Genomic DNA, 7,322 nt, shown 5'->3' with positions numbered 1-7,322 from the left:
CTCCCTGGTGAAATTAGCGCTATGGAACCACCCGATCCCATCCCGAACTCGGAAGTGAAACGTAGCTGCGCCGATGGTAGTGTGGCCTAAGCCATGCGAGAGTAGGTCATCGCCAGGGTTTATACCCCAAAACCCCGCTGCTCATGCAGCGGGGTTTTTCTTTGTGCGCGGGAAACCAAGGGTAGTGCTGGCCGCTGGCGGGCAACCACGTGCAGCCGCGTGATGTTCATGAGGTTGCCGGCCAGCGGCCGGCACTACCGGAACTCAATACCCACGCGTAGATGCGGCGCCCAGCGAGTGCCGCATTATGTGGAGCACAGCAGCTGGCGGACATACTCCGCCGCAGCGGCAGGTGCTCTGGCCTTCTTACTTATCATCGTGTCGCATGCAGCCTCGAACGGGCCACCTTCGTACCCGTTGAGTCAAACAACCCCGCCGGGAACTGCGCCCAACAAAAAAGGCGGCGCCCTGCGGGCGCCGCCTTCCACGCAGCAGACGCAGGCCCGGATCAGTCGATCAACGCGGCCTCGCGCCGGCGGAACACCGATACCGCCTGGTTCAGTGCACCGGCCTGCGATTGCAGTTCACGTGCCGCCGCAGTGGCTTCTTCCACCAGCGCCGCATTCTGCTGCGTGGCCTGGTCCATCTGCACCACCGTCTGGTTGATCTGCTCGATACCGGAGGACTGCTCCTGTGACGCCGCTGAGATCTCGCGCATCAGGTGGCTTACGTTCTCCACGCCGCCGACGATGCCCTGCATGCGCTGTCCGGCATCGGCCACCAACTGGGCGCCCTCGCCGACCTGACGTCCTGCCTCGTCGATGAGGACCTTGATCTCCTGGGCCGCCGCCGCCGATCGCTGTGCGAGCACACGGACCTCGCTGGCGACGACCGCGAACCCGCGTCCCTGTTCGCCGGCGCGTGCCGCTTCAACCGCTGCGTTGAGCGCGAGGATGTTGGTCTGGAAGGCAATGCCGTCGATCACGCCGGTAATGTCGCCGATCCGCTTCGACGCGCCCTCGATGGCCTGCATGGTGTCGACCACCCGCTGCATGGCGTGGTTGCCATCACTTGCTGCGCCCTGGGTGGAGGCGGCCAGCTCGCTGGCCTGGCGCGCATGCGCTGCGTTCTGGCGCACGGTGGCGGTCAGCTCCTCCATCGAGGCGGCCGTTTCCTGTAGATGAGCGGCCTGTCGCTCGCTGCGCTCGGACAGCGCGCCGTTGCCGGCGGCGATTTCGCTGGCGGCCGTGCTGATGGTGGTGGCGCAGTGCTGGATGTGGCCGACCATGCGCGCCAGCTGGCCGGCGGTGGCGTTGGCATCGCGCTGGATGGCGGCGAACGCGCCGTGGTATTCGCCCTGCATGCGACGGTCGAGATCGCCGTTGGCCATCGCCGAAAGCATCTGCCGCACTTCGTCGACCGTGCTGCCCAGTGTGTCCAGCAGCTGGTTGATGCCCCCGGTCAGGCCGTCGAGGAAGCTGGCGCCTTCGCTGGCCTGCAGGCGCTGTTCCAGATCACCCTGCGCGGCGGCATCGACAATCCCGGCGACGGCATTCTCCAGCGTCAGTTCGTGGGTACGGTCATGCCATTCCACCGCAAAACCCAGGCGCGCGCCCTGTGCGTCGAACACCGGGGTGACGACCTGGGCGAAGTGCACCGGCCCGATCCGCACCTTGCCGTTGTGTGTCGCCTGCAGCCCATTGAGGATGCCGCGGATGCGGTCAGGGTTGGCATGGAAGCGATGGATGCTGCTGCCGACCAGCCGCTCGGCGTCGAAATCGGGGAAGGCCTGGCGCAGCGTGGCCTGCTGGTTGCGCAGCAGCGCCACCACCGAGCGGTTGACGTAGCGGATGACGTGATCGTTGTCGGCGATCATCATCGCCGTGCGCGAGGCATCCAGTGCCTGGCGGATCTGCGCGTTCTCGGCATGTGCTTCGGCCTCGCGGCCGCGCTGCGCCTGCACATGGCGTGCGGTATCGGCCAGCGCGTGGGCCAGTGAACCGGGTGCGTAGTTGCGTGCATCGCTGTGTGCGCCGAGGTCGGCGCCCGTGGCAATGTCGCGTGCCAATGCCGCCAGGCGGTGCGGTCCGTGACCCAGCGCTTCGCTCTGTTGGCGCAGGCGCGCGGCGGTCTGGCCCAGCACCAGCGTCAGCACCGCCAGGGCCATGGCATTCAACAGCGGCGGCAGGACGGCCGCCCCATCAAGCAACGGCGCCAGCAACGCACTGACACCCACGGCGCCGGCCAGCCACAACGGCATGCGGTCACGCTGGATGAGCAGCACGCCCAGCAGCAGCGCGATGGGCAATGCGGCATTCAATCCGCTGATATGGCAGAGCAGGCTCAACTGCAGTGAAAGCAATACGGCCAGGCCGTTGCGCGCGAGCGCATGGCCGGCCTGGCGCCAGCCCAGCCAGGCGGCTGGCAGTACCGCGGCGGCAACGGCGCTCGCAGCGGGCAGCGACGTGCCGCGCACGGCAAGCACAAGGCCGATCGCTGCGAATACCACGCTGCCCAGCAGCAGGCGACGATCGCCCCGCTGTGCCAGCTGTTGCAGATAAGGGACACGGCCCTGGTCGGGCGGGCGGGAGGACGCAATGGACATCGGCAACTCCTGGATCAACGGACGGCAGCGACCCTGCAACGCCCTGCGCGGATGAGCGCAACGACGGCACGGTCGGGGAATTCGGGGAATGCGGCGCAGGCAGCGACGCGGAGGACGGACACCGTGACCACATCCTGTGGATGACGGTGCAGCAGACGGGACATGCGGTCTTCCTTGCAGAACCAGGAACGAGCCGCAGGCACAAAGGGCCTGCGTGCTGTGGACGCAGGGGCCCACTACCGTTCTATCGGCCGCACTGGCGCAGAGTGAAGTGCGCGCGGCCGACGATGGTCAGCGTGCGTTGGCGTTTTCGCTCAGGAACGCATCGATGACGGCGGCAATACGCGCCGGGTGTTCCATGTGCAGGTGATGGTTGCCGGGGAATACCGCCAGGCGGCCATCACGCAGATGCTGCAGGCGCTCGCTGCGCATCGGCTCGGGATAATACGACTGTGCAGGCGTGGCATAGATCACCTGGGTAGGACAGGTGATGGCCTGCAGCAGGTTGTCGATCTGGCCTTCGCTGAGGCGGATCGCGGTGGGCAGCATCAGGCGCGGATCGCTGCACCAGCGATAGCCGCCTTCGACCGGCTCGACACCGCGTTCGACCAGCAGGCGTGCGCAGCCTTCGCTGAGCTGGTTGGTCATCATCCGCGCCCGGATCGGTGCAGCCAGATCCGGGAACACGCGCAGCTGCTTGCGTGCCAGTGCTCGGGTGGCGTCGACGTGCTCGCGCAGGCGGCTGGCAGTTTCTTCCTCCGGCCCGCGCAGGCCGCCGAGTGCCTCGATGGCGACCAGCCGTTCGATGCGATCACTGACCGCTGCGGCGAGGCTGGCGATGCCGGCACCCATCGAATGGCCGATCAGGGTGAACCGGTCCCAGCCCAGTGCATCGGCGACATCGAGGACATGGGTGATTGCTGCTGGCGTGGTGTACACCGCCCCGATCGGCAGATGCGCGCTGTGGCCGTGCCCGGGCAGATCGATCGCCACCAGGTCCAGGTGCGGCAGATGCGGCGCCAGCGGAACGAAGCTGGCCGCATTGTCGAGCCAGCCGTGCAGGGCCAGCGCCCGCGGACCCTCACCCGGCCGGCGCAGGCCGGCGACACGGACGCCCGCGACCTGCAGCTCAAACGGCTGCAGGCTCATGCCAGCGACGCCACGGCCAGCCGAGCCAGTGCGCGGGCGTGATCCGGTGCGGCGTTGAGGCAGGGGATATAGCGCATCTGTGCGCCGCGCTCGGCCAGTGTTTCGGTGAAGCCCATGGCGACTTCTTCCAGTGTTTCCAGGCAGTCGGTGGCAAACCCGGGGCAGACGACGTCGATCTGTTTCACCCCCGCTTCGGCCAGCTCCCACAGGCTGGGCTCGGCGTAGGGCTGCAGCCAGCGTTCGCGGCCGAAGCGCGACTGGTAACCCATCTGCCAGTCGTCCGCGCCCAGGCCCAGTGCTGCGGCGATCGCGCGCGCACTGGCCTCGCAGCGCTGCGGATAGGGATCGCCGGCATCGGCAAGGCGCTGCGGAATGCCATGGAAGGAGAACATCAGCTTCTGGCCGCGACCCTGCTGCTGCCAGTAGCGCTGGATCGAGCCGGCAACGGCGGCGACCCAGTCCGGATCGATCGAATAGTCCTGCACCAGGCTGACGGTGACCTGTGGGTTCCTGCGCTGCCAGGCATCCACACGATCCTCGACCGAGGCCGTGGTGGTGGTCGAATACTGCGGATACAGCGGCAATACCACGATGCGGCGCACGCCCTCGGTGGCCAGCCGATCCAGTTCGGTGGTGAGCGCGGGTTCGCCGTAGCGCATCGCGTGGCGTACGCGCAGCGTCGGCAGCAATGCTTGCATCGCCTGCGCCAACTGGCGGGTGTGGACCATCAGCGGCGAGCCTTCCGGCAGCCACACCTGGGCGTACTTGGCGGCTGAACGGCTGCTGCGCAGCGGTAGTATCAGACCGCGCAGCAAGGGCTGCCACAGCAGTGCCGGCAGCGAGACCACGCGCCGGTCGGACAGGAATTCGGCCAGATAACGGCGAACGGCGGGGGCCGTCGGCGTCTCGGGCGTGCCTAGGTTGACCGCCAGTACGGCGGTATCGGGTGCGTCGAGCATGGGCGGTATTGTCGCCGATTCCATCGTCACGTCGGCATGCAGGGTTCGGATGGATGTCATCGATGAGGCCAATATGAGCAGGCAACGCTCATTGGGGATTCATCACAACACTACTAATTTCAGTCACTTGCTATATCTTCCTATGGACTGACTTCTGGAGCCTGCCATGCGTCGCCCGATCCAAGCCCTGCTGATCGCCGCCAGCCTGCTGTCCAGCCAGGCCATGGCCGGACCGCAGGAAGACCAGCGCGCCCGCAACGCGGTGCGTGTACTGGCTGAAATCCAGGGAATCCCTGAACAGGGCATTCCGGACAAATTGCTCGACGAAGGCCGCGCGGTCATCGTCATTCCCGACACGATCAAGGCCGGTCTGGTGATCGGCGGCCGTCGTGGCCACGGCCTGATGTCGGTGCGCATGCCCAATGGTGCGTGGTCCAACCCGGTATTCATCAAGCTCACCGGCGGCAGCATCGGCTTCCAGGCCGGTGTGCAGTCCTCCGACGTTGTGCTGGTGTTCCGCAACGACCGCAGCCTGGACAACCTCGTCAACGGCAAGTTCACCCTCGGCGCCGATGCCGGTGTGGCCGCCGGTCCGGTCGGCCGCAATGCCGCCGCCGCCACCGATGGCCAGCTGAAGGCCGAGATCTGGTCGTGGTCGCGCGCCCGCGGCCTGTTCGCTGGCGTGGCCCTGGATGGTGCGATCCTGCAGATCGACGATGCTGCCAACCTTGACGCCTACGGCAGCAACACCACCCCGCGGATGATCTTCGAGGGCCGCGCGGCTGGCTCGCCTTCAATGGATGTGGTCGCTTTCCGTGATCGCCTGGAAGAGGCCACCTACGCGGCGCGCAACAACCGCAATGGTGGCAATGACGCACCGCGTCCGGCGGCTGCTGCAGCGCCTGCCCCGCAGCCTGTTCAGGCAGCGCCGGCGGCACCTGCTGAAGCGACCACGGCGCCGCTGCAGGCCGTGCCGCAGACCCCGCCGCCGGCCCAGCAGGGTTTCCAGCCGGTCAACGACGGTGAAATCCGCACTGAAACACTGGGCAACAACTGACTTTCGTCACGCGCGCCGGCTAACAGCCGGTGCGCTATGCTCGGCAATCTGATCACTAACGTAACGAGCGACTTATGGGCAGTTTCAGCATCTGGCATTGGTTGGTCGTGCTCGCCATCGTCCTGCTGGTGTTCGGCACCAAGCGCCTGACCAGTGGTGCCAAGGACCTCGGCTCGGCGGTCAAGGAATTCAAGAAGGGCATGCACGACGACGACAAGCCGAACGCGCAGTTGGGCGACGAGTCGCGCAGCCAGGACGCCTCGCGCACCGCGCAGGACGAGCACGACCGCAAGCCGCGTTGATCCGGAGCGGTTGCGGTGTTTGATATCGGCTTCAGCGAACTGCTGGTGATCGCGGTTGTCGCCTTGGTGGTGCTCGGACCTGAGCGCCTGCCCAAGGCGGCCCGCTTCGCCGGGCTGTGGGTACGCCGCGCGCGCAATCAATGGGATTCGGTCAAGCAGGAACTGGAACGCGAACTGCAGGCCGAAGACATCAAGCGGCAGATGCAGGACGTGCGCCAGGGCATGCAGGACACCGAGAACCAGCTGCGTGCCAGCGGCGAAGCCATGCGCCGCGAAGCCGAGCAGATGCAACAGCACAGCGACACACTGGCGCAGCAGGTGCGTGCACCGGCCCCGGCCGAACAGCCCCCACATCTGGCGGATGCGCCCGAGCCGGAGGTGGCGTCGACTGAAGGTGCAGCCATTACGCCCGCCACCGCTGAAGCTGCGGGCAATGCCGTTGCTGATACCGCGACCGAAACGCCCGCGCGCACGGAGCGCCCGTCATGAGCGAACACGACTTCGGCGAAAGTTCGCTGGTGGAACACTTGGTTGAACTGCGCTCGCGCCTGGTGCGTGCGCTGCTGGGGCTGGGCGTTGTGCTGCTGGGCCTGCTGCCGTTTACCCAGAAGCTTTACAACGCACTGGCCGAGCCGCTGATCTCGCAGTTGCCCAATGGGCAGACGATGATCGCCACCAACCCGGCCGGCGCCTTCTTCGCGCCGTTGAAGCTGACGTTCTTCGTGGCCCTGTTCGTGGCCGTGCCATGGCTGCTGTACCAGCTGTGGGCCTTCGTCGCGCCGGGCCTGTATGCACGTGAGAAGCGCCTCGCGATGCCGTTGCTGGTCTCCTCGGTGCTGCTGTTCTACACCGGCTGCGCCTTTGCCTATTTCCTGGTGCTGCCGGCGGTCTTCCACTTCCTCACCACCTTCAGCCCGGAAGTGATCGCGATCACGCCGGATGCGAACGCCTACCTGGATTTCGTGCTGGCGATCTTCTTCGCCTTCGGCGGCAGCTTCGAGCTGCCGGTGGCGATGGTGATCCTGGTGCTGCTGGGCTGGATCACGCCGCAGCAGTTCAAGGAAGGACGCGGTTACGCGATCGTCGGCATCTTCGTGCTCGCTGCGATCCTGACTCCGCCGGACGTGGTGTCGCAGCTGATGCTGGCGATCCCGATGTGCCTGCTGTACGAACTGGGCATCCACGCCGCGCGCTGGCTGGTGCCGTCTTCGGTGGTCAAGAAGCCTGCGGCCTGATCCCCGGTAGCGCCG

The 7,322-nt window shown here is 66.6% G+C and carries 7 protein-coding genes and 1 rRNA gene; 5 read left to right on the top strand and 3 right to left on the bottom strand.

The annotated features are described in order from the left end of the window. Positions 1-3: 3 nt before the first annotated feature. Positions 4-118: ribosomal RNA gene (gene rrf, locus BW38_RS04010) — 5S ribosomal RNA — on the top strand. Between the two features lie 390 nt (positions 119-508). Here rrf and BW38_RS04015 read toward each other — a convergent pair. From BW38_RS04015 to hemH, 3 genes are all read right to left on the bottom strand, one after another. Then, positions 509-2,605 (bottom strand): methyl-accepting chemotaxis protein, encoded by a 2,097-nt coding sequence (locus BW38_RS04015; RefSeq protein WP_032977543.1) that lies wholly within the window; start codon positions 2,603-2,605, stop codon positions 509-511. Between the two features lie 291 nt (positions 2,606-2,896). Beyond that, on the bottom strand, positions 2,897-3,754 hold the full coding sequence (locus tag BW38_RS04020; RefSeq protein ID WP_032977541.1) for an alpha/beta hydrolase: 858 nt from the start codon (positions 3,752-3,754) through the stop codon (positions 2,897-2,899). Then, the gene (hemH, locus tag BW38_RS04025) at positions 3,751-4,713 is read right to left on the bottom strand and encodes a ferrochelatase (protein ID WP_032977539.1); all 963 of its coding nucleotides are present in this window, start codon (positions 4,711-4,713) and stop codon (positions 3,751-3,753) included. Before hemH ends, BW38_RS04020 begins: the two co-directional genes overlap by 4 nt. Before the next feature lie 166 nt (positions 4,714-4,879). Here hemH and BW38_RS04030 point away from each other — a divergent pair, with 166 nt between their 5' ends. The 4 genes from BW38_RS04030 to tatC all read left to right on the top strand — a co-directional run bounded on the left by BW38_RS04030 (position 4,880) and on the right by tatC (position 7,307). Continuing rightward, the gene (locus BW38_RS04030; protein ID WP_025878761.1) at positions 4,880-5,770 is read left to right on the top strand and encodes a YSC84-related protein; all 891 of its coding nucleotides are present in this window, start codon (positions 4,880-4,882) and stop codon (positions 5,768-5,770) included. Between the two features lie 74 nt (positions 5,771-5,844). Continuing rightward, positions 5,845-6,072, top strand: a complete 228-nt coding sequence (tatA, locus tag BW38_RS04035; protein ID WP_025878762.1) for a Sec-independent protein translocase subunit TatA — start codon at positions 5,845-5,847, stop codon at positions 6,070-6,072. Positions 6,073-6,087: 15 nt separating this feature from the next. Beyond that, a complete protein-coding gene (tatB, locus tag BW38_RS04040; protein ID WP_032977537.1) occupies positions 6,088-6,561 on the top strand; it encodes a Sec-independent protein translocase protein TatB in 474 nt (157 codons plus the stop codon). After that, the gene (tatC, locus tag BW38_RS04045; RefSeq protein WP_025878764.1) at positions 6,558-7,307 is read left to right on the top strand and encodes a twin-arginine translocase subunit TatC; all 750 of its coding nucleotides are present in this window, start codon (positions 6,558-6,560) and stop codon (positions 7,305-7,307) included. Before tatB ends, tatC begins: the two co-directional genes overlap by 4 nt. The last annotated feature ends 15 nt before the right edge of the window (positions 7,308-7,322 follow it).

Source organism: Stenotrophomonas sp. RIT309 (genome assembly GCF_000632045.1).
In the GTDB taxonomy this organism is placed as follows: Bacteria; Pseudomonadota; Gammaproteobacteria; order Xanthomonadales; family Xanthomonadaceae; genus Stenotrophomonas; species Stenotrophomonas indicatrix.
The sequence above is the reverse complement of the archived record's forward strand: the minus strand, read 5'-3'. Positions and strand labels throughout refer to the sequence as shown.

What these genes read in the sequence shown, in the direction of transcription:
- BW38_RS04015 (WP_032977543.1), bottom strand. Translation starts at nt 2,605, where the DNA reads ATGTCCATTGCGTCCTCCCGCCCGCCCGACCAGGGCCGTGTCCCTTAT.
- BW38_RS04020 (WP_032977541.1), bottom strand. Translation starts at nt 3,754, where the DNA reads ATGAGCCTGCAGCCGTTTGAGCTGCAGGTCGCGGGCGTCCGTGTCGCC.
- hemH (WP_032977539.1), bottom strand. Translation starts at nt 4,713, where the DNA reads ATGCTCGACGCACCCGATACCGCCGTACTGGCGGTCAACCTAGGCACG.
- BW38_RS04030 (WP_025878761.1), top strand. Translation starts at nt 4,880, where the DNA reads ATGCGTCGCCCGATCCAAGCCCTGCTGATCGCCGCCAGCCTGCTGTCC.
- tatA (WP_025878762.1), top strand. Translation starts at nt 5,845, where the DNA reads ATGGGCAGTTTCAGCATCTGGCATTGGTTGGTCGTGCTCGCCATCGTC.
- tatC (WP_025878764.1), top strand. Translation starts at nt 6,558, where the DNA reads ATGAGCGAACACGACTTCGGCGAAAGTTCGCTGGTGGAACACTTGGTT.